This window comes from Nocardia sp. NPDC041819, from assembly GCF_055590505.1.
The window spans coordinates 139,175-163,858 of record NZ_JBVJAP010000001.1; the positions used below are offsets into that span (position 1 = coordinate 139,175).

The 24,684-nt window shown below is 68.4% G+C and carries 24 protein-coding genes; 10 read left to right on the forward strand and 14 right to left on the reverse strand.

All coding sequences use genetic code 11. The annotated features are described in order from the left end of the window. Positions 1-89: 89 nt before the first annotated feature. Positions 90-1,715 carry an acyl-CoA synthetase gene (locus ACZ6DL_RS00670; RefSeq protein ID WP_466048062.1) on the reverse strand — a complete coding sequence of 542 codons (1,626 nt, stop codon included), beginning with the start codon at positions 1,713-1,715 and terminating at the stop codon, positions 90-92. Between the two features lie 250 nt (positions 1,716-1,965). On the opposite strand from ACZ6DL_RS00670, the gene ACZ6DL_RS00675 reads away from it, so the two are divergent. Beyond that, entirely contained in the window at positions 1,966-2,568 is a 603-nt protein-coding gene (locus ACZ6DL_RS00675; protein WP_466048064.1) for a carboxymuconolactone decarboxylase family protein, read from the forward strand. On the opposite strand, the gene ACZ6DL_RS00680 is transcribed toward ACZ6DL_RS00675, so the two are convergent. Both ACZ6DL_RS00680 and ACZ6DL_RS00685 read right to left on the reverse strand, forming a co-directional pair. Beyond that, positions 2,536-3,036 (reverse strand): ArsR/SmtB family transcription factor, encoded by a 501-nt coding sequence (locus ACZ6DL_RS00680; protein ID WP_466048066.1) that lies wholly within the window; start codon positions 3,034-3,036, stop codon positions 2,536-2,538. The genes ACZ6DL_RS00675 and ACZ6DL_RS00680 overlap by 33 nt on opposite strands. 85 nt (positions 3,037-3,121) lie before the next feature. Continuing rightward, complete coding sequence (locus ACZ6DL_RS00685) at positions 3,122-3,754, reverse strand: hypothetical protein (protein WP_393227938.1); 633 nt, start codon at positions 3,752-3,754, stop codon at positions 3,122-3,124. Between the two features lie 471 nt (positions 3,755-4,225). On the opposite strand from ACZ6DL_RS00685, the gene ACZ6DL_RS00690 reads away from it, so the two are divergent. Beyond that, entirely contained in the window at positions 4,226-4,390 is a 165-nt protein-coding gene (locus tag ACZ6DL_RS00690) for a hypothetical protein (RefSeq protein WP_466048068.1), read from the forward strand. Continuing rightward, positions 4,390-5,313 (forward strand): phosphatidylinositol mannoside acyltransferase, encoded by a 924-nt coding sequence (locus tag ACZ6DL_RS00695; RefSeq protein ID WP_466048070.1) that lies wholly within the window; start codon positions 4,390-4,392, stop codon positions 5,311-5,313. Before ACZ6DL_RS00690 ends, ACZ6DL_RS00695 begins: the two co-directional genes overlap by 1 nt. A gap of 255 nt (positions 5,314-5,568) precedes the next feature. Here the strand turns inward: ACZ6DL_RS00695 and ACZ6DL_RS00700 are convergent, their stop codons facing one another. The 8 genes from ACZ6DL_RS00700 to ACZ6DL_RS00735 all read right to left on the reverse strand — a co-directional run bounded on the left by ACZ6DL_RS00700 (position 5,569) and on the right by ACZ6DL_RS00735 (position 14,067). Continuing rightward, positions 5,569-6,798: an acyl-CoA dehydrogenase family protein gene (locus ACZ6DL_RS00700; RefSeq protein ID WP_466048072.1), complete on the reverse strand. Its 1,230-nt coding sequence runs from the start codon at positions 6,796-6,798 to the stop codon at positions 5,569-5,571. 33 nt (positions 6,799-6,831) lie between these two features. After that, positions 6,832-8,226, reverse strand: coding sequence for an acyl-CoA dehydrogenase family protein (locus ACZ6DL_RS00705; RefSeq protein WP_373686132.1), 1,395 nt, complete (start codon positions 8,224-8,226; stop codon positions 6,832-6,834). Between the two features lie 790 nt (positions 8,227-9,016). After that, positions 9,017-9,922, reverse strand: coding sequence for a permease-like cell division protein FtsX (gene ftsX, locus ACZ6DL_RS00710; RefSeq protein ID WP_062969379.1), 906 nt, complete (start codon positions 9,920-9,922; stop codon positions 9,017-9,019). Further along, positions 9,922-10,611 (reverse strand): cell division ATP-binding protein FtsE, encoded by a 690-nt coding sequence (gene ftsE / locus ACZ6DL_RS00715; RefSeq protein ID WP_040868868.1) that lies wholly within the window; start codon positions 10,609-10,611, stop codon positions 9,922-9,924. Before ftsE ends, ftsX begins: the two co-directional genes overlap by 1 nt. Positions 10,612-10,695: 84 nt before the next feature. After that, positions 10,696-10,821, reverse strand: coding sequence for a hypothetical protein (locus ACZ6DL_RS00720; protein WP_357808226.1), 126 nt, complete (start codon positions 10,819-10,821; stop codon positions 10,696-10,698). Positions 10,822-10,837: 16 nt separating this feature from the next. Continuing rightward, a complete protein-coding gene (locus ACZ6DL_RS00725) occupies positions 10,838-11,698 on the reverse strand; it encodes a mechanosensitive ion channel family protein (protein WP_062969381.1) in 861 nt (286 codons plus the stop codon). Then, positions 11,699-12,814, reverse strand: a complete 1,116-nt coding sequence (prfB, locus tag ACZ6DL_RS00730; RefSeq protein WP_062969587.1) for a peptide chain release factor 2 — start codon at positions 12,812-12,814, stop codon at positions 11,699-11,701. It lies immediately after the preceding gene. Positions 12,815-13,206: 392 nt separating this feature from the next. Beyond that, positions 13,207-14,067, reverse strand: coding sequence for a helix-turn-helix transcriptional regulator (locus ACZ6DL_RS00735; RefSeq protein ID WP_466048076.1), 861 nt, complete (start codon positions 14,065-14,067; stop codon positions 13,207-13,209). Between the two features lie 142 nt (positions 14,068-14,209). Between ACZ6DL_RS00735 and ACZ6DL_RS00740 the strand changes: the two genes are divergently transcribed. Continuing rightward, the gene (locus ACZ6DL_RS00740) at positions 14,210-14,806 is read left to right on the forward strand and encodes an NADPH-dependent FMN reductase (RefSeq protein ID WP_466048078.1); all 597 of its coding nucleotides are present in this window, start codon (positions 14,210-14,212) and stop codon (positions 14,804-14,806) included. A gap of 49 nt (positions 14,807-14,855) precedes the next feature. Then, complete coding sequence (gene hisN, locus ACZ6DL_RS00745) at positions 14,856-15,641, forward strand: histidinol-phosphatase (RefSeq protein ID WP_466048080.1); 786 nt, start codon at positions 14,856-14,858, stop codon at positions 15,639-15,641. Positions 15,642-15,870: 229 nt separating this feature from the next. Here hisN and ACZ6DL_RS00750 read toward each other — a convergent pair whose 3' ends face one another. After that, a complete protein-coding gene (locus ACZ6DL_RS00750; RefSeq protein ID WP_466048082.1) occupies positions 15,871-16,842 on the reverse strand; it encodes an NHL repeat-containing protein in 972 nt (323 codons plus the stop codon). Positions 16,843-17,029: 187 nt separating this feature from the next. On the opposite strand from ACZ6DL_RS00750, the gene recQ reads away from it, so the two are divergent. The 5 genes from recQ (at position 17,030) to ACZ6DL_RS00775 (ending at position 21,768) form a co-directional block, all read left to right on the forward strand. After that, entirely contained in the window at positions 17,030-18,913 is a 1,884-nt protein-coding gene (recQ, locus tag ACZ6DL_RS00755) for a DNA helicase RecQ (RefSeq protein WP_466048084.1), read from the forward strand. A gap of 75 nt (positions 18,914-18,988) precedes the next feature. Beyond that, positions 18,989-20,068: a metallophosphoesterase gene (locus tag ACZ6DL_RS00760; RefSeq protein ID WP_466048086.1), complete on the forward strand. Its 1,080-nt coding sequence runs from the start codon at positions 18,989-18,991 to the stop codon at positions 20,066-20,068. A 67-nt stretch (positions 20,069-20,135) separates the two neighbouring features. Continuing rightward, on the forward strand, positions 20,136-20,378 hold the full coding sequence (locus ACZ6DL_RS00765) for a hypothetical protein (RefSeq protein WP_466048088.1): 243 nt from the start codon (positions 20,136-20,138) through the stop codon (positions 20,376-20,378). A 56-nt stretch (positions 20,379-20,434) separates the two neighbouring features. Next, positions 20,435-20,908: an SsrA-binding protein SmpB gene (gene smpB / locus ACZ6DL_RS00770; protein WP_062969387.1), complete on the forward strand. Its 474-nt coding sequence runs from the start codon at positions 20,435-20,437 to the stop codon at positions 20,906-20,908. Further along, on the forward strand, positions 20,905-21,768 hold the full coding sequence (locus ACZ6DL_RS00775; protein WP_466048090.1) for an EamA family transporter: 864 nt from the start codon (positions 20,905-20,907) through the stop codon (positions 21,766-21,768). Before smpB ends, ACZ6DL_RS00775 begins: the two co-directional genes overlap by 4 nt. A gap of 178 nt (positions 21,769-21,946) precedes the next feature. Here the strand turns inward: ACZ6DL_RS00775 and ACZ6DL_RS00780 are convergent, their stop codons facing one another. After that, complete coding sequence (locus ACZ6DL_RS00780; RefSeq protein ID WP_466048092.1) at positions 21,947-23,245, reverse strand: ABC transporter substrate-binding protein; 1,299 nt, start codon at positions 23,243-23,245, stop codon at positions 21,947-21,949. 11 nt (positions 23,246-23,256) lie between these two features. Continuing rightward, the gene (locus tag ACZ6DL_RS00785) at positions 23,257-24,570 is read right to left on the reverse strand and encodes an ABC transporter substrate-binding protein (protein ID WP_466048094.1); all 1,314 of its coding nucleotides are present in this window, start codon (positions 24,568-24,570) and stop codon (positions 23,257-23,259) included. Positions 24,571-24,684: the final 114 nt, after the last annotated feature.

The window sequence follows — 24,684 nt, forward strand, 5'->3', positions numbered from 1 at the left end:
GCAAGCTCGTGTAACCGGCTGTGTCATGTATCTCAGCGGGTGCTACCCGCTGGTAGCGGGCCGGGCGGGGAAGCCCGGCCCGCTGCGGATCAGGCCTGGACCTCGTAGTCCACCAGCACGCGGCGCAGCAGCTTGCCGGTCGCGTTGCGCGGCAGGTCGTCGAGGAAGACCACCTCGCGCGGCACCTTGTACCGCGCAAGGTTGTTCTTCACGTACGCCTTGATCTCCTCGCCGTCGGGGGCGTGGCCCGGCTCGGGGACGACGAAGGCGCGCAGGCGCTTTCCGAACTCCACGTCGTCCACGCCGACCACCGCCACGTCGAAGACGTCGGGCCGCTCCAGCAGCAGGTTCTCCACCTCCTGCGGGAAGACGTTCTCGCCGCCGGACACGATCATGTCGTCGTCGCGGCCGTCCACCATGAGCAGGCCGTTCTCGTCGAAGTGGCCCACGTCGCCGCTGGACATGTAGCCGTCGATGATCTGCTTGTGCCTGCCGTCGGTGTAGCCCTCGAACGGCGCGCCGCTGCGGATGAAGATCCGGCCCGTGGTGTCGATGGCGGTGACGCGCTGGTCGTTCTCGTCGTAGAGCCGCACTTCACAGGTGATCGGCGCGCGTCCGACGGTGCCGGGCGCGAGTGCCAGATCCTCCGGATTCGCCACGGTCGCCACGGCGCACTCGGTGGAGCCGTAGAGGTTGTAGAGCACCGGGCCGAACGCCTCGGTGGCCTTGATGGTGAGTTCGGGCGACAGCGCCGAACCGGCCAGCACGATCGCCTTCAGGGAGGACGTGTCGTACTTCGCCCGGATCGCCGGATCGAGCTCGACCATCCGGTGCAGCATCGTGGGCACCGCCACGAGCATGTCGGCCTTGTGCTCGGCGACCAGGGCGAGCGTCGCCTCGGCGTCGAACCGGCGGCGCACCACCACCTTGTTGGACAGGGCCGCGCCGACCAGCCAGGTGGCCAGGCCGGTGCTGTGGAAGATCGGCGAGACGATCACCTGGGTGCCGCGCTGCGGGAACGGGATGCGATCGACCATCTGCGCGGTGGACAGCGGAGTGACCTTGGTGCGCGGCGCGCCCTTCGGCAGGCCGGTGGTGCCACTGGTCAGGATGATGAAGCCACCGGGCTTGCTCGGCGCGGGCAGCGGATCGGCGGAGTTGGCGGCGACCAGGTCGTCGATGGTCTGCGCGCCCTCGGGCAGTGCGGTGCCCTCGTCGACCCAGGTGAGGTAGCGCGGCAGGTCGGTGGGCAGCGCGTCGAGCAGGCCGAGGAACTCGCTGTCGTGCAGCACCGCCCTGACCTTCTCGCGCTGGCACACCTCGGCGAACTGCGGCTTGGCGAACCCGGTGTTCATCAGTGCCACCCGCACGCCGAGCTTGCCCGCGGCGGCCATGGCGATGATCAGGCCGCGGTGATCGCGCGCGAGCAGGCCGATCACCATGCCCTCGGTGATGCCCGCCGCCTGCAATCCGCGGGCGACGGCCGTGGACCGGTCGTCCAGTTCGCGGTAGGTCAAGGCGCCTGCCTCGTCCACGATGCCGGGCGCGTCCGGCGCCACGCGCGCGGAGTGCCTGATCAAGGTGGCCTGGGGGCCGAGGATGCGCGATTCCTTCATCGTCCGCAGCGTTTCCAGTGGCTTCCTGGGATCGGTGACACCCCGGGAGCGCAGCACACCCAGCGCCTTCACGGCCTCCAGCGTGTGGGCCAAGTTCATGTCGAATTACCTCCACAAAACCCTCGCGTCGGTCCTCGACCTAGCGAACCGGTACGGCGTGTTGACTTGCCACCGTAGCAGTGCGGAGTGTGACAGGTCACAATTGAACCGGACAAATCAGTCTCGGATCGGCAGCGTCCGCCGCTGGTAGGAGCGGTGCGCGGCCCGATTCCAGGTTTCGGCTAGTGGCTACCGGTCGGTAGCGTTACCCTCGCAACGTCCCGAGCCCGCTCGAAGGGAGATGCGGCCGATGTCCGCTCCACAGGACCGCCAACCGTTCATCGATGTTCCCGCCGATCTGCCCGGCATCCGGAGTCTGTTCGCGTTCAAACCCGAAACGGGCGCGGCGCTGAGCGAATTCGCGCAAACCTTGTTGCGTGGGTCGTCTCCGCTGACGCCGGGGGAGCGCGAGACGATCGCCGCGTACGTGTCCTCGCGCAACGAGACCTATTTCTGCACACAGTCGCACGCGGCGACGGCGGCGGTGCTGGTGGACGGCGGTCGCGACGTGATCGATGCCGTCATCGAAGACGTGGAGTCCGCCGCGATCGGTCCGAAACTCCGTGCGCTGCTGCGGATCGCGGACAAGGTGCGGCAGTCGGGGCTGGCGGTGACCCCCGAGGACGTCGAGCAGGCGCGCGCGGCGGGTGCGAAAGACGAGGACATCCACGACGCGGTACTGGTAGCGGCCGCGTTCTGCATGTTCAACCGCTACGTCGACGGCCTCGCTACGATCGCGCCCCGGGAACGCGCGGCCTACGAGCAGATGGGCGCGGTGCTCGCCACCGCCGGATACGTCGCCGCCGGGGCGGCGCCCGGATCAGCGCCTGGCGCTGGCGAGGGCGACCAGTAACGGAACCACCCTGGCGGCCGGGACCTCGAACCGGCCGCGGCCCGCGGTGTGCAGCCAACCCACCGCGGCCAGCTGCCGCAGATGGTGATAGATCTGGCCGGAGTCGCCGACACCGTCCACCCCGGCGAGTTCTGCCGCGGTTCTGCGCCCGCCCATGATCTCGCGCAGCAGACGCAGCCGGACCGGGCTGCCCAATGCGGCAAGGCATTCGGCGGTCTCGGCCCAGTCGTCCTCGATGAGGTCGCCGGTGGTGAACCTGGCTTGCCATGCGCGCTGCTGGTCGTTGGGCAGGCGGACCGACCCGGCGAAGAGGACGCCGCCGTTGGGCTCGTCGGCCGCCGCGAACTCCTCCTGCAGGCGAGCCACCGCCCACTCCGCGGTGACCGGAGGAAGGCTCTCCGGCCGTACATTCTCTTCCAGCGCGCTGAGCCGCCGCTCCAGCTCGGCGACTCGGTCTTCCAGACTCACGAATCCAAAAGTTACGGAAGTACGTATCGTCCGACAAACCGAGGGCTCCGGCCCCGCGGCGGCGGGAGCCGGAGCCCGCGCGATCTCAGTTGTAGACGGCGCCGAACGACGGGACCGAGATCGTGCCCAGCCGGTAGGCGTATCCGTCCGGGTTCTCGTCGCTCACGGGCACCGACCAGCGGTGCCACAGCGATCCATACACCGCGGCGACGACCGGGCCCGCGCCGGTGTCCAGGGCGCGGGTGCGAATGGTGGTGTCCACCGGAACATCGTTGTGCTCGTAGAGAAGTTCGGTGCCGCTGCGTCCGTTGGCCAAGTTGATCCACAGCACTTCGAGCTTCGCGCCGCCCTGGTTCGGCGAGATGGTGCCGGGTCCGCCGAAGAACCCCAGACGGAATCCGTCGACCCCGAGAGCGATTCCCGATCCGTATACGCCAGGACCCTCTCCTCGTCCGATATCCGACTGCGCGGGAATCTGGAACGGTTGCGCGGGCAAGGCCACCTGCTCGGCCTCGGCCAGCTGCCCGGAGGCGATCAGCCGATCCACCGCCTGCTCGGCCGCCGCGTTCCCGGCCGCGGCTGCACGCAGTTGCTGCGCCGCGGCAGTCCAGTCCATCGTGGCCGGCTGCGCGGCGGCGTGCCCGGCGAAGGGCGCTACCAGCACCGCGGAGGCGGCGAAGGCGGTAGCGAGGCGACGCGTAAGACTCAGTCGTTGCATAACCAGTTCTCCTCGAAGTTTTCTGGTACAGCTCGAGTGAAAATACGTCCGCTGATTCGTCGATCCAGCGACTCAGGGCGATAGGCTGCCTGGTCGGTGCGCCGCCTGTCCAGGGGTGAGCGCCGAATGGCGTGATCGTGTCGTTGACTCATCGACGCAGCGGCTTGCTCGTCAGCGGGCCGAGCGCAATAGATCCCAGGGGCGCAGCGGTTTCCATGCCGCGCGAGGCCTCTGCGAAACGGGCCGCCGACGGCGTTCGCAGGCCCGCTCGTGGACATCGTGGCATCAACGATGTGGCTGCCGACCGGGGGCGTGCGGGGGTGCATCCTCGATAAACCGTTCCGTATGGTCTGGCCGAGGGTAGTGTGGGTTTCGAGGCGACCGCCGAATCCGCGGCGGCGGTGACCGTATCTGTACGGTGTGCCACCCAATCGGGCGTCATCGATCGCGAATGAGCGGAGAATCCAGAAAATGCATCGAAGTAACCGGTCACCGTTGTTCAGCCATCCGAGTGAGCCCGCCGAGGTCGGCGCGCCCGCGGCCGGCGTTCCCGTGCCCGTATTCAGCGACGTCGTCTCGGCGACGCCGTCCGCGGTGACCGACGAAGCGGGACCGGTCGACTCCGGCGGCGATTAGTGCATCCGGCCGGCCGGGTTTGGGACCTGGGTTACGCCGCCGGCTGGCGGCTGGTGCGTGCCCTGCCGGAATCGCTGGCCGTCCGCCTCTTCGACGCGGGAGCCGAACGCGCGGCCCGCGACGGTGGACCGAACCAGTTGCGCCGCAATCTCTCCCGTGTCCTGGGCACCGAGCCGGACGAGGTGCCGCATGCGCTGGTCCGGGCGAGCCTGCGCTCCTATGCCCGGTACTGGCGCGAAGCCTTTCGGCTGCCGTCGATGGACCCGGTGCGGCTGGCCGACGCCATCGAATCCTCGGCGACCGGGCTTGAACACATCCACCAAGCGGTCGAACGCGGCACCGGCGCGGTGCTCGCCCTGCCGCACAGCGGTAATTGGGACCTGGCCGGAGTCTGGCTGGTACAGCGCGTCGGCTCACCGACTGTGGTCGCGGAGCGGCTCGCGCCGGAATCATTGTTCCGGCGCTTCGTCCGTTTCCGTGAACGTCTGGGTTTCGAGATCATCCCGCTCACCGGCACCGCGACGCCGCCGTTCCCGCAGCTGCTCGCCAGGATCCGGCAGGGACGGATAGTCGGACTGCTCGGTGAACGCGACCTGTCCGGTACGGGCGTACCAGTCACCTTCTTCGGTGAGCCTGCTCGGCTGCCTGCCGGTCCGGCCCGGCTGGCAATCGACACCGGCGCGCCACTGCTTCCCGTGCACTGCTGGTTCACCCCGGACGGTTGGGGAGTGCACGTGGATCCCCCGCTCGACACCAGCCGTGGAGTGGGCGAGACCACCCAGGCGCTGGCCGATCGCTTCGCCGCCGGTATCGCCGCCCACCCCGCCGATTGGCACATGCTCCAGCCCCTCTGGACGGCCGACCTCACCGCCGCGCAGCTCGCGCGCCGGAGTGCCGCACCGCCGGATCGAACCCGATCCTGAGCTGCCTCAGTCGCCGGGCAACCCCCACGCGAATCCGGCGGCGATCGCGAAACAACTGACAATCGAAATGAGAACAATGCTCCACATGGGCGCGAAGGATACGGAACATCCGGTCCGGAAGCCATAGACGCCTGATCACCAAATCTGTTCGGTGGACACGTCATTCGTTTTGCTCGATGGACTGGAAACGGAAAATCCGGTGCGAGTCCGAGAAGCTCGCACCGGATTTCGCTACCCGGATCGTCTACGCCGGTATCACTTCAGCTCGGCGCTGGTCTTGCCGAGGACGCGGCGGGCCACGATGAGCTGCTGGATCTGCTGGGTGCCTTCGAAGATGTCCAGGATCTTCGAGTCACGGCCCCACTTCTCCAGCAGGGTGCGCTGGGAGTAGCCGATGGCTCCGGCCAGTTCGACGGCCTTCAAGGTGACGTCGGTGCCGGTGCGGCCCGCCTTCGCCTTGGACATGGACGCCTCGAGTGAGTTGGGCTTCTTGTTGTCGGCCATCCACGCGGCACGCAGGGCGAGCAGGTAGGCGGCCTCGTAATCGGCTTCCATCCGCAGGAATTCGGCGGCGGCGGCGTGCTGGTTGTTGGCCGGGGTGTCGTAGGAGATCTCCACACCGGCGTCGGTCAGGATCGAGCGCAGCTCTTCGAGCGCGGCGCGGGCGACGCCGATCGCCATCGCGGCGACGAGCGGTCGGGTGTTGTCGAAGGTCTGCATGACCCCGGCAAAACCCTTCTCCACGTTGACTTCCGGGCTGCCGAGGATGTTGTCCTTCGGAATCCGGCAGTCCTGCAACAGCAGCACGGCGGTGTCGGAGGCCTTGATGCCGAGCTTGTGCTCGAGCCGGGCCACCGAGAGGCCGGGAGCGTCGCGCGGCACGACGAACGACTTGATCGCCGCGCGTCCGAGGCTCTTGTCCACCGTCGCCCAGACCACGATGTGGGTCGAGCGCTGGCCCGCGGTGACGAAGATCTTCTCGCCGTTGAGCACCCACTCGTCGCCGTCGAGCACTGCGGTGGTGGACACGGCGGCGGAGTCGGAGCCGAACGACGGCTCGGTGATCGCCATCGAGGCCCACACCTTGCCGAAGCGCTTCAACTGCTCGTCGGTGGCCACGGCGGCGATGGCCGCGTTGCCCAGGCCCTGGTAGGGGATCGACAGCATGAGGCCGACATCGCCCCACGAGGTCTCCAGCGCGTTCAGCAGCGCGGACATGTTGCCGCCGTTGGTGTTGCCGAGCAGCTCGGTGGCGTGACGGTCGGTGTCGCTGTCGTCGGAACGGCCACCGGCGGCGCCGCCGATCTTCTGGGTGCCGGAGTCGGCCAGACCCTCGACCATGGCGGCCATGGTGTCCAGCTCGACCGGGTAGTCGTGCTCGGCGAGGTCGTACTTGCGCGAGATCGGGCGGAAGATCTCCTGCGCGACCTGGTGCGCCTGGTTGGCGCTGGCCCGCAGCTTCTTGGGGAGTTCGAGATTGATCATGGGGGAGGTCTCCTGGAAAACGGAACGGGCCGGTTAGATGAGCACGACACCTTCGGCGATGCCGATGGCCCGCAGGTCGCGGTACCAGCGCTCGACCGGGTGTTCCTTGGTGAAGCCGTGACCGCCGAGCAGCTGCACGCCGTCGAGGCCGATCTGCATGCCCTTGTCGGTGGCGAGCTTTCGGGCCAGCGCCGCCTCGCGGCCGAAGGACAGGCCCTGCTCCGCGCGGGAAGCGCCACGCAGCGTCACCAGCCGCAGGCCGTCGAGTTCGATGGCGATGTTGGCGACCATGAAGGCGACCGCCTGACGGTGCGAGATCGGCTCGCCGAACGCTTCGCGCTCGTTCACGTACGGGATCACGTAGTCCAGCACGGCCTTACCGGTGCCCGCGGCGAGCGAAGCCCAGCCGAGGCGGGCCAGGCGCACGGCGTCGGCGTACTCCTCGGCGCGGGTCGCCGCATCACCATCGCCCAGGATGGCGTCGGTGCCGACCGCGACGTTGTCCAGGATCAGGCGGCCCAGGCCCGCGGCGCGCAGACCCATGCTCGGGTCGGCCTCCACCACCAGGCCCGGGGCGTCCGACTCGACGATGAACAGCGCGGGACGGCCGTCCAGCTCCGCGGCGACGAGGAACAGCTCGGCATCGGCCGCAGCGGGGACCAGGCTCTTCACGCCCGAGATGCGGTAGCCGCTCGGCGAGCGCACCGCCTTGGTGTCCAGGGCGAACGGATCGAACAGGGCGCGCGGCTCGCTGATCACCACGGAGGCCTGCGGCACGTTCTCGCCGGTGAAGGACGGCAGGTAGGTCTTCTGCTGCGCGTCGCTGCCCCACTGCGAGAGCGCGACCGCGACGCCGCTGGGCGCCAGGATGGGCAGGGCCAGACCCATGTCGCCGTGCGCGAGCGCCTCGGCGACCAGTGAGTTGGTCACCGCACCGCGCTCGGAGGCCGCACCCTCGAGTTCCTCGGGCACGTTGATCAGGGTGATGCCGAGTTCGGCGGCGCGCTCGAGCAGGTCGCGGGGCGCCTTGGCGGCGTTGTCGGCCTCGTAGGCGGCCGGGCGCAGGATCTCGGCGGCGAATTCCCGCACCGTCTCGACGATCATCTGCTGTTCGTCCGACGGCGTCAGGTCGAAGAAGTCCTTGTTCTTCGCCTCGTTGGTGGCCAGGCGCTTCGGCGCGCCGCTGCCCGCCACCCTGGCGAACGCGCGGGTCGCCGCGCCGAGCGTGCGGAAGCCGGTCTTGGTGCCCTCATAGGTGACGCGCTCGATCGGCTTGCGCAGGTTGTATTTCTCGGCGAGTTCCGACCCGGTGAGAGTCGTCATGACCCGCATCGCCGCGCCCATCCAATCCCGCTTGGGTTGGGTCAGGCCGACCGCGGACGTGTCTGGACGTCGCTTCGTTGCGCTGTCTCGAGTGCTCATCATCACCTGTTTTCTCGGACGGTTCGGTGCGGTCTGTCTCCGGCTATCTTACTCCAGAGTAAGGCTATCTTACTGCTGAGTAAGAACGGCGTCGAGAGGCAGCATACGCGGGGAATCCGCGCCTTGCTGGACAAGTGCCCAAAGCTGGGCAGTCGGCGATCGGACACCGTCCGCGCCGCGCGCGAGACCACGCGTGCCAGGGCGGTGAGCTGCACTTTCCGGCTTGCTGGAGAAGCTGCCGGGCCGAACAGTCGAAGCGGCCGCCGCCGATTCGCCCGTTCCAAGGCGAAAGTGATGATCGATCCTGTTTCGTTACCGGCACTCGGATGCGCGTCCGCCTCGCGACGACGGTGTGGATCTGTCGGGACCGACCGGCTTGCGAGGTTGGAAGCGGCGGCCCGCGAGAATATGGCCGAAGATCCCTCGGCATATCTGGATGCCAACCACGACTTCGCCGTGGTGTTCTGGGAAGTGCCCCGCGCGACGATTCGGCGTCCCGAGATCCCCGTTCGAGTGCCTACCGGCGGACGTGCGACCGGTGCCCGCCCACTATTCGAAGATCGCCATCGAGGTCATCTCGCCCAGTCATGTCAACGGACCGGCTCGACGGTCTCGACCACAGCGTCGGCCCCTATCGGCTCGCCCGGCTCGAAACCGCAGACCGCGTTCGCCGTCGACCTGCCGATCCGGATCCAGCTCGACCGGGATCAGTCGACCGACCTCGTGCTGTGAGGTTCGCAGACAGGAAGGCCCGGCCCGGACGAGCCGGTGGCGCGGTGGCCACCGGCTCCGGCGCTCACTCGCGCACGTAGTAGCGCAGCGTCGCGTAGGCCGTGATCGCCGCGAAGACGATGCCGACCGGGGCGATGACCAGCGCGGTCATCGCGATGTCGTCGCCGGTGATGCGGGGGAAGACCTTGCTGGCGAACAGGTCGCCGAGGGCGCGGTCGATCACCAGCGGACGGGCGATGAGCAGACCCAGCACCGCGAGCACCGAGCCGGCCAGCGCGGCGACCATGGCCTCGAGCAGGAACGGCAACTGGGTGTACCAGCGGGTCGCGCCGACCAACCGCATGATGCCGACCTCGGTGCGCCGGGTGAACGCGGCGATCTGCACCATGTTGGCGATCAGCATCACCGCGGCCAGCGCTTGCAGCACGGCCAGACCGAAGGCCGCGTTGCGCAACCCGTCGAACAGGCTGACCAGCCGGTCCACGATGTCCTTGTCGTTGCGCACCATGCCGACGCCGGGGCGATCGTAGAACTTCTCGTAGATCGTGGGGTAGAGCTCCGCGTCCTCCATCTTCACCCGCAGTGACGCGGGCAGCGGCGTCTCGCTGACGTATTTGGCCAGCTCGGGCTGGTCCTTGAAGGTCTTCTCCTTGGCCTCGCGGACGGCCTCCTCCCGATTGAGGAACTGGACCGACTCCACGCCGCCGGTGGCCTTCAGGTCCGCCATGAGCGACCGGCACGGGTCCTGCGAGCAGTCCGGATCGTTGGCCGAGACGTCTTCGGTGAGGTACAGCCGCACCTCCAGCCGGTCCAGGAAGTACTGCTCGGTCTTGTCCGCGATGCGCACCGCGAGCAGACCGCCGCCGAGCATGGTGAGCGAGACCGCCGTGGTCAGGATCATCGCGATGGTCATCGTGACGTTGCGGCGCAGGCCCGCGAAGACCTCGCCGAACAGGAAGCTCGCGCGCATTACCGGCCCACCCCGTACACGCCCGTGGCCTCGTCTCGCACCAGGCGCCCGTGGTCGAGCTCGACCACCCGCCTGCGCATCGCGTCGACGATGTGGTTGTCGTGGGTGGCCATCACCACCGTGGTGCCGACGCGGTTGATCCGCTCCAGCAGCATCATGATGTCGGCGCTGGTATCGGGATCGAGATTGCCGGTCGGTTCGTCGGCCAGCAGGACCAGCGGCCGGTTCACGAACGCCCGCGCGATCGCGACGCGCTGCTGTTCACCACCGGAAAGCTCGGTCGGCAGCCGGTCGGCCTTGCCGCCGAGTCCCACCATGTCGAGCACCTCGGGAACGGTGCGGTCGATGAACTGGCGCCGCTTGCCGATCACCTCCAGCGCGAACGCGACGTTCTGGTACACCGTCTTCTGCTGCAGCAGCCGGAAATCCTGGAACACGCACCCGATGCGCTGGCGTAACTTGGGCACCTTGCGGCCGGGTAACCGGTCGACCCGGAAATCGGCGACTCTGATCTCGCCCGCCGTCGGCGCCTCCTCCTTCAGCAGCAATCGCATGAAGGTCGATTTGCCCGAGCCGGACGGTCCGATGATGAAGACGAACTCGCCCTTGCCCACATCGACGGTGATGTCGTCCAGCGCGGGTCGCGTCGAGGTCTTGTACGACTTGGTCACGTTCCGCATGGTGATCACGGGGAGCCAGTGTAACCAGCAACCGGTCGCGGCCTGCGTCGTCAACCATGGGTGACAGCGCGGCGGCGGGCCGTCGCGCTCGGCTCAGCGGCCCGGCGGTTCCGTGATCACCGCTGCTGGAACAGCGTTGACCAGGGTGGCCGGAGCGGTGGTGGTTTCGTCGGGTTTGACGAAGACGTACAGCACGAACGTGGCGACCCAGGTTGCCAACAAAATCGCCGTGGATCTACGTGGTCTCACTGATTCCCTCCCGGCGCAGCGCCGCGGCGACTCGCACCCGCAGCTCGCGTCCGACTTCGAATTGTTTGCCCGGCAACGTCCGGGCAACCATTCGGATGTTCATCTGGTCGACGGTGAGGTCTTCCACACCCATGACGGTGGGCTCGTCGAGCAGCAACGGCTTCAGACGAGCGTCTTCGTACGCCTTTGTACCGACCTCGTGCAGGATCTCGTTGACCCTGGTGATGTCAGCGCTGGCGGCCACCGGCACGTCGATCGCGGCGCGTGCCCAGTCCTTCGACAGGTTCGTGACCTTCACGATCTGGCCGTTGGGCACCGTGATCACTTCACCGTCGGCGTTGCGCAACGTGGTGATCCGCAGCGTGACGTCCTCGACCGTACCTTCCGCCTGCTCCGCGGCTCCAGTCACCGCGATGCGGACCACATCGCCGAACCCGTACTGCCGCTCGGTGATCAGGAAGAATCCGGCGAGGATGTCCTGCACGATGCGCTGGGCGCCGAAACCGAGCGCGGCGCCGAGCACCGCGGCGGGCGCGACCAATCCGGTGACGGCGAAACCGAGCCGCCGCAGCACCTCCATGGTGATCAGCACGTAGACGATGGTCAGCACCACCCAGGTGATCACCTGGGCCAGCGCGTGCCGATGCTTGGCCGCCTCGGTGCGCACCAGGGCGTCGCTGCTGTGGAATCCGGCGTCGATCCGGCGGGTGACCCGGTCCCTCAGGTAGGTGGCGAACCGGCTGAACAGGATGGCACCGAGGATGAGCAGCACGATCTCCAGGCCCGCGCCGCGTAGCCACGTGGTGAAACCGGTGGAAGCGATCGCCTGGATGCCCGCGACATTCATCTAGCTCGCCTGCTCTCGCATTCGCCAGCGGATACCCGACTCGATGAACCCGTCGATGTCACCGTCGAGCACCGCCGACGGATTGTTGACCTCGTAGTTCGTCCGCAGGTCCTTGACCATCTGGTAGGGGTGCAGCACGTAGGAGCGCATCTGATTGCCCCAGGACGCACCCTCGTTGGTCTTCAGCGCGTCCATCTCGGCGCGCTCTTCCTGTCGTTTGCGCTCCAGGAGCTTGGCCTGCAGCACGCGCATGGCCGAGATCTTGTTCTGCAGCTGCGATTTCTCGTTCTGACAGGTGACCACGATGCCGGTGGGCAGATGGGTGATGCGGACCGCGGAGTCGGTGGTGTTGACGCTCTGGCCACCCGGGCCCGACGAGCGGTACACGTCGACGCGGATCTCCGTCTCCGGCACCTCGATGTGGTCGGTGGTCTCGACCACGGGTAGCACCTCGACCTCGGCGAAGGAGGTCTGGCGGCGACCCTGGTTGTCGAACGGGCTGATCCGAACCAGCCGGTGGGTGCCCATCTCGACCGACAGCGTGCCGTAGGCATAGGGCGTCTTCACCGCGAAGGTGGCGCTCTTGATGCCCGCTTCCTCGGCGTAGGAGGTGTCGTAGACCTCGACCCCGTACTTGTGCCGGTCGGCCCAGCGGATGTACATGCGCATCAGCATCTCGGCCCAGTCGGCGGCGTCCACGCCACCGGCGCCGGAGCGGATGTTCACCAGCGCGTCGCGCTTGTCGTACTCGCCCGACAGCAGCGTGCGGACCTCCATCGCCTCGACGTCGCTGTGCAGCGCGACCCGCTCGGCGTCGGCCTCGGCGAGCGCGCTGGTCCTGGCCTCGCCCTCTTCCTCCTCGGCCAGTTCGTAGAGCACCGGCAGATCGTCGAGCCGCTGACGCAGCTCCTCCACCCGGCGCAGTTCACCCTGGGCGTGCGACAGCTCACTGGTGACCTGCTGGGCGTGGTCCTGGTCGTTCCACAGGTCGGGGTCGGCGGCCTGATGCTCGAGCTCGTCGATACGACGGCGCAGCTCGTCGATGTCGAGGACCGATTCGACCGTCTTCAGGGTGGCGTCGAGTTCGGCGAGATCAGCGGAAACGTCAGGATGCACGATCGTCAAGCCTAGCTGCCCCTCTGTGACGGCAGCACACGAGTGCGCACGGGATGACCGGGGACGGCGTCGCCGGGGGTGGCCGCTGTCGTGCGCGGGCCGGCCGGTCGGGTCGCCGGGACGTCACACGCACGTTCCCGGCTCCGCACGGGACGGGTGCGCTGTGACGGACGCCTCATGGGTTTCCACCCTAAACGGCGACCGCGCTTGGCGCAGTTGGTGATTGGAATTCGCAGGGTTGATGACCGTTCTGCCGCGCGGTGAGATGCCGTCGCGGCCGATCGTTCGTCTTGCCGGACCGACGGACCGGGCCGGCCGGGCGGTGTGTCGAACTCCACTGACTCCGCCTGTGGGTGAAGTGCGTGCTCCGCCCGCGCCGCGATACCGACCGCTCAGCCCGAGACCGCGTGCAGTCCGCCGGGACGGCGTCCGTTGAGCGTGTCGAGCGCGGCGGCGGTGGCGTCGTCGGCGGGCAGGTAGACGATCACCCGCTGGTCGTCGTCGGCGGAGAGTTCGAGGGATTCGTAAGCCAGGCGCAGCGAACCGGCCTCGGGGTGGGCGAGACGGGTGATGCCGGTGGCGGCGGCCAGGCTCGGCACCGTCTCGACCCGGTCGGCGAACGCCGGGCCCACGGTGACGGTGAGTTCGTCGGCGAGGGCGGCGATATGCGGGTCGGCTCGGAACGGTCCCTGTTTCAACGTGGCGACCGTCGCGTCGGCGATGTGCTCCCAGTCCGGGTAGAGGTTCTGGGCGCCGGGCAGGCAGAAGACGAAACGCGCCAGGTTGGGCGGGGTGTGCGGGCCGTCGAACAGTCCGGTCGGCGCCATCAGCCGGTGGTAACCGCCGGTGTAGGCGAGCACTTCGGTGAGGCGGTTGACCACGACGGCGGGCGCGGGTTCGAGCCGATCCAGGATCGCGCGCACCGTCGGCCGCACCTCGCGCAGCGGCTGCGCGTCGCCCATGCAGGTGAACCCGCTGTCCACCGACTTGCTCAATCGGTGCAGGTGGATGCGCTCGGCGGGGCTCAACCGCAACGCGTCCGCGAGTGCGGACAGCACCGGGGGCGAGGGATGCCGGTCACGCCCCTGCTCGAGGCGCGTGACGTACTCCACGCTGACCCCGGCCGAGGTGGCCAGTTCGGCGCGCCGCAAGCCCGGGGTACGCCGCCGCGGGCCGGTGGGCAGGCCGACCTGCGCGGGTGTCACCGCTTCACGGCGGCTGCGCAGGAAGAGCCCGAGTTCGTTGTCGCTCACCTCTCGAAGCTAACAAGGCGCGCAGCGCGGAGGGTGTCCCTGTCACTACCACTCTTACGGCGGTCTCCCTGCTCCGCGCGCCGGGCAGCAGATTGAGTGGGCGGCCCGAGCCGGGCCGCTTCGTGATCCGAGGAGGAACAGCATGTCCAACGCTCCCTTGAAGCTCGCGGTGATCATCGGCAGTGTCCGGGAGGGCCGCTTCGGGCCCGTGGTGGCAACCTGGTTCAGCGAGCAGGCGCAGCGGCACGGTGGGTTCGAGGTGGACCTCATCGACTTGGCGGAAACGCACATCCCCCTGGAGTTGCCCGCGGTGCCTCCGGCGATGGACCCGAACCCACAGCGGCCCGAGGGCATGACCGACCTCACGCGCAGGCTCGCGGCGGCCGACGCCTTCGTCATCGTCACGCCCGACTACAACCGCAGCATCCCCGCCTCCCTCAAGGCCGTCATTGATTGGCACTTCACCCAGTGGGACGCGAAGGCGATCGGCTTCGTCGGCTACAGCGGAGCCTCCGGCGGCCTGCTCGCCATCGAGCACCTGCGGCAGATCTTCAACGAACTCAACGCGCACACCGTTCGTCACTACGTGTCCTTCCCGCGCTACTACCTGCTGTTCGACGACGAGGGACGGTTGCGGGAGCCGGAAGAGCCCGCGGCCGTCGCGACGGCGATGCTCGACCAACTGCACTGGTGGGCGAGCGCGTTGGCCGCGGCACGGTCGCTGGAACCAGTGGGGTGAGCGCCGGACGGGAACGGTGGCAGCCGGGCGGACCGATAGGGTGCGGAGCGTGGCTGTGTACTCCTCCGATCTCGAACTCGCCCTGCGGCTGGCCGACGCCGCCGACGCGATCACCCGGGCTCGCTTCGGTGCGCTGGACCTGAAGGTCGACGCGAAGCCGGATCTGACGCCGGTGTCGGACGCCGATCTGGCGGTGGAGCAGGCGATCCGGCAGGTGCTGTCCGAGCAACGACCGGACGACGCGGTGCTCGGCGAGGAGTTCGGCGGCGACGCCGAATTCAGCGGAAGGCAATGGGTGGTCGACCCGATCGACGGCACGAAGAATTTCGTGCGCGGGGTGCCCATCTGGGCGACGCTGATCGCGCTGCTGGAGGACGGCGAACCGGTTGTCGGCGTGGTGAGCGCGCCGTCCCTGGTCCGGCGCTGGTGGGCGGCCGCGGGGTCGGGCGCGTGGTCGAGCTTCGACCGGCAGGCGGCCGAGCCGATCTCGGTCTCCGCCGTCGGCGAGCTGGGTTCGGCCAGCCTGGCGTTCTCCAGTCTGTCCGGCTGGCGCGAGCGCGGCCTGCGCGAACAGTTCATCGCCCTGACCGACGACGTGTGGCGCGTGCGCGGCTACGGCGATTTCCTCAGCTACTGCCTGCTCGCCGAAGGCGCCGTCGACATCGCCACCGAACCGGAGGTCTCGCTGTGGGACCTGGCCGCCCTGGACATTCTCGTCCGCGAAGCGGGCGGGCGTTTCTCCGCGCTGGACGGCGAACCCGGTCCGCACGGTGGCGACGCGATCGCCACCAACGGCCTGCTGCACGAGAAGGTCCTCGACCGCCTGCGCGGCTGAGTCATTACGGCGTGAGTGGTGCGATCCAACTGGGCGGCCGCGCCGTCTCCCATGAGTGCGGCTGCCCGATGCCGTTGTCGACCATCCACCGCTCCGGCCGATCGAGCAAGCGCGCTAGGTCCTCGGCGTCGCCGGGTGGCCGCCACCATGGATGCGGCTTCGACCACGGCTTCCCTCCCTTCGGAGGGTGGACAACGCGGCGACCTCCGCATGCCGGAAGTCGCTCGAGCTATCCGGCCCGCGCCGGGTTCGCCGGGGTGAGATCGATCCCCGGCGGTGGGCGCAGGCGGCGCAGGGTGCCGTCCATGCTCGTGACGTAGAGCGCCCACGCATTGCCGTCCCGGTCGATGCGCACCGACGTGGCGCCGTCCGGCGGATTGCGTAACGGGCCTGGCTTGATCAGGCCCGTGATAATCGCGCAGGTGGCGCCGGTCGTCGTATCCACCCGGTAGACGGCGCCGAGTATGTGATCGGCGACGAACAGCGCGCCCGCCCGGGTGGCCTCCATATCATCGGGCAGCGCGACCAGGTCCGGGATGCCGGAGACGACGGTGGGATGCGCCGGATCGTCGAGCCGCACGCGCAGGATCTGCAGCGTCATGGTGTCGACGAAGATCGATTCGCCGTCGGCGGCCAGCGCGAGGCCGTTGGACGGCGGCTGCGCCGACCAATCCCGCTCGTACTCATTCGTCTCGGGCCAGTAGCGGGAGATGCCGCTCGGACCGCTCAGGCCGATGGTGGTGAACAGCAGGCTGCCATCCGGCAGCAGCAACAGGCCGTTCGGCCCGTTCAGCCCGGTCAGCAGGACGTGCACCGCGCCGGTATCGATGTCGTAGCGCTGGAGCGTGCCCGGCGGTTCGCTGAGGCCGTCCCCGGTGAGGAAGTAGACATAGCGCCCGGCGACGCGCACCCCCGCCGGGCGGTGCAGATCGGTGACCAGCTTCGTCATTCGCCCGTCGCCGTCGACGTGCGCCAGGTAACCGTCCATCAGACCGGTGACGTAGAAACCGCCGCGTCCGTCGGAATCGAGATTCTCGAGATTGCCGACTCCTTCGACGAAGGTCGTGGTCTCCCAGCCGTCCGAGCACATGGCGGGAAAGGTCTCCGCCTGTGCCGCCGGCATCGCCGTGGTGAGCCCGGCGACCACGGCGGCGGCGCTCAGCACCGCGCCGCGCACCCGGAATCCTGTCCCTTTTGCCATGAGCGACAACATAACAGCGCCGAACCGAGCGGTAAGCCTCGAGATTTCCGCCGGAGCGGAGAAAACCCGAGGTCGGTGCGCCGCGGCGCAAGTTTCGGATCCCGGTTGTCCCCATGTGCACAACTCGGGCACCCACCAGGGTGAACGCCGAACCGTGCCGCTACCGCCCCGCCCCGGCGCTCGTAGGATGGGCCGGGTGACTTCCCCCGATGATTTCGCGGCTGTAGCGAGCGGTGTCGCGTCCGGATCGGACGCCGGATCCGTTGCGGCGCAACAGGTCCTACGCCGAGTCTTCGGTTACGACAGCTTCCGCGGCGATCAGCAGGCGATCGTCCAGCACGTGATCGACGGTGGCGACGCGCTGGTGCTCATGCCGACCGGCGGAGGCAAGTCGCTCTGCTATCAGGTCCCCGCACTGGTGCGCCCCGGCGTCGGGGTGGTGGTCTCCCCGCTGATCGCCCTCATGCAGGATCAGGTGGACGCGCTCAGCGCACTGGGCGTGCGCGCAGGCTTCCTCAACTCCACGCAGTACCCCGACGAGCGCCGGACCGTCGAGGCGCAATTCGTCGCGGGCGAACTCGATCTGCTGTACCTGGCGCCGGAGCGGTTGCGCCTCGACTCCACCGGGCAGCTGCTGGACCGCGGCAAGGTCGCGCTGTTCGCCATCGACGAGGCGCACTGTGTCTCCCAGTGGGGTCACGACTTCCGGCCCGACTACCTGGGTCTTTCCATGCTGCACGAGCGCTGGCCGGACGTACCTCGGATCGCGCTGACCGCGACCGCCACCGAGAAGACGCGCGACGAGATCATCGAGCGTCTCGACCTCCGCACCGCCCGCCGGTTCGTGTCCAGCTTCGACCGTCCTAACATCCAGTACCGGATCGAGCCGAAGAACCGCCCCGAGCGTCAGTTGCTGGAATTCATCCGCAACGAGCACGCGGGAGACGCGGGCATCGTCTACTGCCTGTCCCGCAACTCGGTGGAGAAGACCGCGGCGTTCCTCACCGAGAACGGCGTCGCCGCGGTGCCCTACCACGCGGGCCTGGACAATCGCATCCGTGCGGCGAACCAGTCGCGCTTCCTGCGCGAAGACGGACTGGTCGTCGTGGCGACCATCGCCTTCGGCATGGGCATCGACAAGCCCGATGTGCGCTTCGTCGCCCATCTCGACCTGCCGAAATCGGTCGAGGGGTACTACCAGGAGACCGGCCGCGCCGGCCGCGACGGGCTGCCCTCAACGGCGTGGATGGTCTACGGCCTCAACGACGTGGTGCAGCAGCGCAAGCTGATCGACTCCTCCGAGGGCGACGCCGCCCACCGTCGCCAGCTCCAGCTGCACCTGGACGCGATGCTCGCGCTGTGCGAGACGGTCGGCTGCAGGCGCACCCAATTGCTGGCCTACTTCGGCGAGCCCGGATTGCCCTGCGGCAACTGCGACACCTGCCTGTCCCCACCGCAATCCTGGGACGGCACGGTGGCCGCGCAGAAGCTGCTGTCCACGGTGCTGCGGCTCGAGCGGGAACGTGGCCAGCGCTTCGGCGCCGGTCACATCGTCGACATCCTGCTCGGCAAGAAGAATCCGAAGGTTCTGCAGTACGACCACCACGAGCTGAAGGTGTTCGGCGTCGGCACCGACCTGCGCGATACGGAGTGGCGCGGCGTGGTGCGGCAATTGCTGGCCCACGGGCTGCTGGCCGTCCACGGAGACTACGGGGTGCTGACGCTGACCGAGGCCAGCAGCGAGGTGCTGTTCGACGGACGGCGAGTACCGCTGCGCCGCGAGCCCGAACGCGCGACCAAGCCCGCGCGGGCCGCGAAGGCCGCCAAAGCGGCCTCGGCCGAGCTGCCGCCCACAGACCTGCCGCTGTTCGAGAAGCTGCGCGAATGGCGCGCGGCCACCGCGAAGGAGCAGGGCGTGCCCGCCTACGTCGTCTTCCACGACGCCACCTTGCGCGAGATAGCGGCACGCAAACCCGCCAGCCTCGCGCAGCTCGGCGGCGTCAACGGCGTCGGCGAGAACAAACTCGCCAAATACGGCGAACAGGTGCTCGAGGTGCTCGGCGCCGAATGAGCCGCTACCGTCACGCGGGACACAAGGGGTGAGGATGGCCGCCGGGCGAGGCCGTCGAGGACTGTGGAGGACCGCGTGAGTCGGAGCGAGACGATCGGGCGCCGGGAGTTCCTGGCCGGTGCGGCCACTCTCGCGGCCGGGGCCACGGTGGTCGGCCGCACTCCGGCCCACGCGGTACCCGTCGCCGAGGGGGTCACGAAGTTTCCTTTCCCGGCCGAGCGCCGGGTGCGGGTGCTGGTGACCGGCGACGCGGGCACCGGTACCCGCACCCAGTGGGCGGTCGCCGACGCCATGCGCGCGCTGCACGGCCGAGAACCCGTCTCCCTGGCACTCGGCCTCGGCGACAACATCTACGAACACGGGCCCGACGGCGCCGCCGATCAACAGTTCGCCGACAAGTTCGAAAATCCCAATACCGGTTTGGATTTCCCTTGGCTGATGGTGTTGGGCAACCACGACAACAGCTCGGTGCTCGGCGGTGACGGCGGGTGGCTGCTGCGCGGCAACGCCGAGGTGGAATACCATGCCGGCTCCAGGCGCTGGTGGATGCCGAGCCGCTACTACTCGGTGCGCATTCCCGCGGAGAACCCCGTCGTCGAATTCTTCGTCCTCGACGTCAACCCGCTCGCCGCCTACCTGCCGCCGGTCTTCACACCCTATTGGGCGGTCGACGGACAGTTCATGAACGAGCAGCGCGACTGGCTCGATCGCGCCCTCACCGAATCGCCCGCCACGTGGAAAATCGCCTGCACCCACCACCCGTATCTGAACAACGGCCCGCACGGGGACGCGGGCCGCTACGAGGGCTTGTCGCTGGAGCCGATCAACGGCGTGCACGTCAAGCGGTTCATCGAAGACCATGTGATCGGCCGCTGCCAGTTCATCCTGTCGGGGCACGACCACTCGCTCCAGGTGCTCGAACCCACGGCAGCGACGAAGGGAACCAGGCAGATCGTGTCCGGCGCGGCCGCCAAGACGGTCGGGGCCGAGCCGCGGCTCACCGCGAGCGCGGGCCACAGTGCGCTGTACGAGAACTATCACGAGCTGGGCTTCATGGTGCTCGAGCTCACCGACGACGGAGTCGAACTGGGCGTCCACACCGTCGACCTGACGACCGGCGCTTCCGCCGAGGCGTTCCGGCGGCGACTGGCCTGAGTTCCAACTGGGTTGCGCCGCGCGGGAATTGCGGCGGGTCGCCGTCGTGGCGGCTACCGTTCTGGCTATGGCACCGGGTGAGGGTTCCAGTGACGCGGGCGATGACATCTCTACCAGCTCGGTGGGCGGCGAGACTCCGGACGCGCCGCCGTACGTCCGCAGCAGAACCGATCCGGCCGTGGAGAACGTATGGCTGCGGCGTCGGCCACCGCCACCGCGCCCCGGCCTGCCGCGAATGTCGACGGTGGCGCTGCTCGCCGCGTTCCTCGCCGTCCTCACGCTCTACGTGGTGCTGCATCAGGGTGGTTAGGGCCTGCGCGACCTGCGGGAATAAACCGGTTGCCGGGTCACTTAGAGTGGACCGTTATGAAGGAGAAGGGGCGCAAGGTCATCGCGACCAACCGCCGGGCGCGGCACAACTACACGATTCTGGACATCTACGAGGCCGGAATCGCGCTGGTCGGCACCGAGGTGAAGAGCCTGCGCGAGGGCAAGGCCTCGCTGGTGGACGCGTTCGCGACGGTGGACAACGGCGAAGTGTGGCTGCGTGGGCTGCACATCCCCGAGTTCAGCCACGGCACCTGGACCAATCACGCGCCGCGCCGGGTGCGCAAGCTGCTGCTGCACAAGCGTGAGATCGAGCGGTTGGTCGGCAAGTCGCGGGAGGGCAACCAGACGCTGGTCCCGCTGTCGATGTACTTCTCCGACGGCAAGGTGAAGGTCGAGCTGGCGCTGGCCAAGGGTAAGCAGGACTACGACAAGCGCCAGGACTTGGCCCGGCGCACGGCCGAGCGAGAGGTCACCCGTGAACTAGGACGGCGGGTCAAAGGCATGCGGTGACCGCCGTCCTGCTCGCGCTGGTAGCCGCGTTGGGCTACGGCGTGAGCGATTTCTACGGCGGCGTGGCGTCGCGGCGGGTGACCGCACTGCGCGTCGTCATCTATTCCTATCCGTTCTCGGTGCTGCTGGTGCTCGCCCTGCTTCCGTTCGTGTCCGGGAGCGCGGACGCCGCCTCGCTGTGGTGGGGCGCGGCGGCGGGTGTCGCCAGCGGTGTCGCGGCGTGGTGGTTCTACGCCGCGCTGGCAGGCGGTCCGATGGCAGTCGTCTCACCGCTGACAGCGGTGCTGGTCGCGGGCATTCCGGTACTCGCTGGGCTGGTGACCGGCGAGCGCCCCGGCCCGCTCGCCTTCGCGGGCATCGTGTTCGCGCTGGTCGCGGTACTTCTCGTGAGCCGGGAGTCGCCGGACCAGGTGACGGAGGAGATCACCGGGGGACGCGAACTGCGGTTCACCCGCAAGGTCGCCGCGCTGACCATCGGATCAGGCGTCGCGTACGGATTCGCCTTCGTCTTCTTGCACGAGACATCGGCCCAGTCCGGACTGTGGCCGCTGCTCATGCAGCGCCTCGCGGCCACCGCGGTGGTATGGCTCACCGCGCTGACCGCCCGCGATTTCGGGCGGCTGCGGGGCGAGCCCCTACGACTGGCCTGCTATATCAGCGTGCTGGACGTCATCAGCAACGCCGCGCTGCTGTACGCCTTCCACGGCTCGCTGCTGTCGCTGGTGAGCGTCATCGGCTCGCTCTATCCGGCCGTGACCGTGCTGCTCGCGATGGTTCTGCTCGGCGAGCGCGTCCACCGGCAGCAGCAGGCGGGCTTGGTCCTGGCGTTGGCCTCGGTCGCCCTCATCGCCGCGGCCTGAGTCCACCGAGCGGCCGCACAGGTTCGACCGCCCAGGCCGACTCCGGCGCGGGGCGGGCCTGACCCGGGCGGCGGCTGATCGAAGGATGCCCGCTGCCCGAGTGAGAGAGAACGCGGAGTGCGGGTGCCCGCCTCCCCAGGAACCCGAATCCCGTCCTACCGCAGGCCGATCGCGCGGCTCATCGCGTGCACGGTTCGCGCAGCGATATCCGTTTCAAGGTCGGACTGCGGTAGTCGGCGACCACGGTGCGCGACCCCAATGACGTGGACGGATCGGGCACGTTGACCACCGCGCGCTGTGCCGCGACGTCGGGTTCGTCCCGCCCGTAGATCTGCTGGGCCGCCATTCCCTCGGAGTCGACGGTGAGCCCGGCAAGAGTCCTGCGCAGGGTCGGCCGGTCCAGTCCTCCGGTCTCGGCTGCCTTGGTGAGCAGCGCCTTCATCGGGTAGGAGATCGCCCAGCCCAGGTTGTAGCCGAAATTCGTCGGTTCGCTCGGCGCGGCGTTCCTGGCCCGTTGGGCGCCGAGGCTCATGCCGTCCCAACCGTCGAACGGAGAGGTGTAGTTGTAGAGCGACATCAGCGCGGGCGCGGCCGGGGTCTTGAGCAGTGCGCTGTTCCAGGTCGGTGTCGATCCGAGGAACCGGCCCGTGTAACCGGATTTCGCCAGTTTGCCGACGATCTCGGCGGCTTCGGCCGGTCCGGTGGCCAGCAGGACCACGTCGGGCGGATCGGCCATGATCTCGGCGACCGGGTAATCCTGGTTGCCGACTTCGGGGTTGGGCCCGGTGTCGACCCGGGCGGTGATGGTCGCGCCGTTGTCCAGTGCCCATTTGAGCGCCCCGCTGGCGTAGTCACCGCCGTAGTTGCCGCGGTAGGCGACCACGCCGAGCGTGCGCGGCTGGTAGTGGTTCTGCGCGAACCAGTCCAGACCCAGCACGGCTTCCGTGCAGTACGAGAAGCCGTCGTCCAGCACCAGGTCTCGGTCGGTGGAGCGGTACTGCCAGCCGGACCAGAGGGTGCCCGCCCCGGTGACCAGGTCCGCGTCGTCCATCTCGCCGAGGACGGCCAGGGTCTGCGCGGTCCCGAAGCTCATCGCGAGGGCCAGCACATGGGGGGCTATGTTCTCGAATTCCGCGACGTGCCTGCGCGGATCGTAGGCGGTGTCACGCGTGTAGGTCGCGATGTCGATCTCGTATCCGCCGATACCGCCCTGCTTGTTCACCTCGTTCCAGAACGCGAGTTGCCCGTCCTGCAGCGACTTTCCGAGCGGAGCGAAGGGGCCGTTGTTCAGGTCCGACAGAACACCCAGATAGATACAGCCCTTGTCGCGGTGGATCGCGTGCGGGCACGCTTCTCGGGTGACGCCAGGGGCAGCGGCGGACTCGGAAGCCGAACAGCCGCCGGTCACGACGAGCCCGAGCGCGAGGGGGGCGGCCACGAGACGCAGCAGCCGACGGAGATTACGGTGGAAAGGCATGTCTTGCTCGCTTACGGCTGCACGCAGGGCTCGGTGAGGGTGACGCGGTCCTGGGTCGGGCCGTGATAATCGGTCGCCAGGGTTTTCGCGCCCAGCGGCGCGGTCTGATCCGGCGCTTCGATGACCGCTCGCTGCCGGGTGAGGTCGGGTTTCGCCGCGCCGTAGGTGTATTCGGGTATCGCGCCCTCGTAGTCGACGCGCAGGCCGTGTACGGCTTGGCGGACGCCCTTGCGGGTCAGCTTGCCTTCGTTGACCGCTCGGGTGAGCAGCGCCTTCATCGGATAGGAGAACATCCACCCGGCGCTGTAGCCCCAGGTGGAGGGCTCGCGAGTCGCCGAGGCCCTGGCCTTCTTGGCGCCGGCGCTGATGCCGTCCCAGCCGTCCAGCGGCGAGGTCATGTTGTAGCGCGTCGTGATCGCCGACGCCGCGGGGCTTTTCAACATGCCGCCGTTCCAGGTCGGGCCCGAGCCGAGAAACCTGCCCGGATAACCGGCCAGCGCCGCCTTGCCCATGATCTCGCCCGCCTCCGCGGGGCCGGTGGCCAAGAGCACGAGATCCGCTCTGGCATTGAGGATCTTGGCGACGGCGGCGTCCTGGTTGCCGATCTGGGTGTTCGGCTCGGTGTCGATCTGCGCCACCATGTCGACGCGGTTGGCGGAGGCCCATTTCTTGGCGCCGGTGGCATAGTCGCCGCCGTAGTCGCCCTGATAGCTGACCGTGGCGATCGAAGACGGCTTCGCTTGGTGCTCGGCGATCCAGTCCAGGGCGATGATCGCCTCGGAACAATAGGAGTAGCCGGACTCCAGCAACAGACCCTTGTCGCTGTTCTCGAATTGCCAACCCGACCACAGGGTTCCGGCAATGGCGATCATGTTCGCCGCGTCCATCTCGGGAAGTACCTTCTGCGTCTGCACGGTGCCGAAGCTCATGGAGAGCGCGAGGACGTGCGGCTCGATTCGCCGGTACGCCTCGGCGTGCTTCTGCAGATCGTAGTTCGTGTCCTCGGTGTAGGTGGCGATGTCCACCTCGTATTTGCCGCCGATGCCGCCCGCTTCGTTCACCGCCTTCCAGAACGCCAGCTGGCCGTTGTGAATGTCCTTGCCCAGCGCGGCGAACGGCCCGCTGGTGAGATCGGACAGCACGCCCAGGTAGATACACCCCTTGCGGGAGTCGACCGCGTTCGGACACGGGTCGGAGGTGACCCCGGGTTCGGACGCGGCGGCCGACTTGTCGCCCAGGACAGAGCACCCGGTCAGGACCAGTCCGGCGATGGCGGTGAGGGCGGACAGGCGCAGCAACCTGTCCCGAATGGTGCGAACTGCCAAAGTTTTTCCTTAGTCTGAAATCGAGATCCGCTGCTCAGAGCCGATCGTACGGCTCGTGCAGTGTAAGTCGGGTTCCTCGCCGGGCACGGAGAACCGGCTACCAGCATCCGGGAA

Bases quoted from the DNA above. Each gene is read 5' to 3' on its own strand.
- ACZ6DL_RS00700 (WP_466048072.1), bottom strand. From the start codon at position 6,798: ATGATCAATCTCGAACTCCCCAAGAAGCTGCGGGCCAGCGCCAACCAG.
- recQ (WP_466048084.1), top strand. From the start codon at position 17,030: ATGGGCCGGGTGACTTCCCCCGATGATTTCGCGGCTGTAGCGAGCGGT.
- smpB (WP_062969387.1), top strand. From the start codon at position 20,435: ATGAAGGAGAAGGGGCGCAAGGTCATCGCGACCAACCGCCGGGCGCGG.
- ACZ6DL_RS00670 (WP_466048062.1), bottom strand. From the start codon at position 1,715: ATGAACTTGGCCCACACGCTGGAGGCCGTGAAGGCGCTGGGTGTGCTG.
- ftsX (WP_062969379.1), bottom strand. From the start codon at position 9,922: ATGCGCGCGAGCTTCCTGTTCGGCGAGGTCTTCGCGGGCCTGCGCCGC.
- ACZ6DL_RS00750 (WP_466048082.1), bottom strand. From the start codon at position 16,842: ATGGCAAAAGGGACAGGATTCCGGGTGCGCGGCGCGGTGCTGAGCGCC.
- ACZ6DL_RS00675 (WP_466048064.1), top strand. From the start codon at position 1,966: ATGTCCGCTCCACAGGACCGCCAACCGTTCATCGATGTTCCCGCCGAT.
- ACZ6DL_RS00765 (WP_466048088.1), top strand. From the start codon at position 20,136: ATGGCACCGGGTGAGGGTTCCAGTGACGCGGGCGATGACATCTCTACC.
- ACZ6DL_RS00725 (WP_062969381.1), bottom strand. From the start codon at position 11,698: ATGAATGTCGCGGGCATCCAGGCGATCGCTTCCACCGGTTTCACCACG.
- ACZ6DL_RS00740 (WP_466048078.1), top strand. From the start codon at position 14,210: ATGTCCAACGCTCCCTTGAAGCTCGCGGTGATCATCGGCAGTGTCCGG.
- ACZ6DL_RS00780 (WP_466048092.1), bottom strand. From the start codon at position 23,245: ATGCCTTTCCACCGTAATCTCCGTCGGCTGCTGCGTCTCGTGGCCGCC.
- ACZ6DL_RS00690 (WP_466048068.1), top strand. From the start codon at position 4,226: ATGCATCGAAGTAACCGGTCACCGTTGTTCAGCCATCCGAGTGAGCCC.
- ACZ6DL_RS00685 (WP_393227938.1), bottom strand. From the start codon at position 3,754: ATGCAACGACTGAGTCTTACGCGTCGCCTCGCTACCGCCTTCGCCGCC.